This is a genomic window from Natrinema soli (assembly GCF_028618695.1).
In genome coordinates, this window is record NZ_JAQIVI010000389.1 from 1 (window position 1) to 1594 (window position 1594).

Below are 1594 nucleotides of genomic sequence, written 5' to 3' on the forward strand. Positions count from 1 at the left end.
GGCCGCGTCGTTCCCCTCCCCGAGTACGCGCAGCCGGCGACGCCGCAGCTCAACCTCCGGACGGTGGTCCCACACGACACCGAGCGCACCGCGGACGGTCCGCTGCCACGCTGCAAGCTCGCGATTCCTGTCCAGACGACGAACGTCGTTCGAACGCTGTCGCCAAACGCCGTGGCGAACGGCCCGCAGGTGACCGACATCGTGCGAACGATCGAGGAGCGGGAATCGCTCGAGACGCTGGGGCTGCTGACCGAACCCGCGGCGACGTGCTACTACCCGCCCGGCGGCCCTCACTCGAGAGGCGAGGGATACGACGACGCTCGCCACCTCTCGGGACTGCTGCGGACGCCGCCGGCAACCCACTCGTTCGTGACGGACGATACCGTTCCAGTGGTGGCCTCGAGCCTCGTCGCCGACTCGCCGGCCAGCGGACGGCCGCTCGTCTGCGACCTGATCGATCGGTACGGAGCGAACCGGGAGGAGACGAGCACCGCGGACGCGGCGCTCGCGTTCCTCGAGCGGTACGCGAGCGTCGTCGTCCCCGAACAGCTCCTGGTGCTCTGTACGTACGGGATCGCTCTCGAAAGCCACCTCCAGAACAGTCTGATCGTCTTCGACCGCGAAGCCGCCCGTCCGGAAGCGACCCTGGTGCGCGATCTCGGCGGGATTCGGGTCCACGGCGGTCGCCTTGCGGAACACGGACTCTCCCTCGAGCTGTATCCGGAATCGGACGTGGACACCGACAGTGAGGCCGATCTCCACCGGAAGCTGTACTACGCCCTCTTCCAGAACCACCTCGCGGAACTCGTCGCGACGATCTGCGACGAACTCGGCGTCGACGAACGGACCTGCTGGGAACGGATCCGCGAGCAGTGCGAACGGGCCTTCGAGCGGATTCGAGCCGCGGATGCGGTTCCCGAGGCCCGGATCCGACGCGACGAGCGGGCGCTGTTCGCGGAGCCGACGGTCCACAAGGCGCTGACAGCGATGCGGCTGCGGGGCAAGCGCCACGAGTACGTGACGAGCGAGGTGTCGAACCCCCTCTCTCCGGACGGACGGCAGCGAATCGATTTCCCCGATGGGACGTAGTGGGCCTCACCGTTCTCCGTTCGGCCCGAGCGGGCTACGGGCTCGTTCGGAAGGGCGATTGACGCGGAGGGTGTCGCCAGTGAACTGACCAACTGCCTGAGGCGTTCGGCGAGGGGGTGGCAGTCGCGGAAGACCGAGCCGCCAGCGGGAGGGAGAGGAGCGATCGACCGCATCTTTTTGCCCACCGCCCGAGTCGGTTTCATCGATGGAGGTCGCCATCCTCACCGTCGGTGACGAGGTGCTCGCCGGAGACATCCCGAATACCAACGCGCGCTGGCTCGCGACTCGCCTGAACGACAACGGTGCGACCGTCGATCGAATTCTGACGATTCCCGACGATCGCGACCGCATCGCGGCGACGCTTCGAAAGTGGACGAACGCCGTCGATGCGACGATCGTGACCGGCGGCCTCGGCGGCACCCACGACGACGTCACCGCCGACGCGCTCGCGGACGCGATCGACGACCGCGTCGCTGACCTCGTCGTGCGCCTCGTGGCCCCACCA

The 1594-nt window shown here is 68.1% G+C and carries 2 protein-coding genes; both read left to right on the plus strand.

Features of this window, described 5'->3' with window-relative positions:
* The coding region (locus PGX04_RS21700) for an IucA/IucC family C-terminal-domain containing protein (protein ID WP_273740409.1) at positions 1-1089 on the plus strand (1089 nt) is incomplete at its 5' end.
* Positions 1090-1294: 205 nt separating this feature from the next.
* The coding region (locus PGX04_RS21705; RefSeq protein WP_273740410.1) for a molybdopterin-binding protein at positions 1295-1594 on the plus strand (300 nt) is incomplete at its 3' end.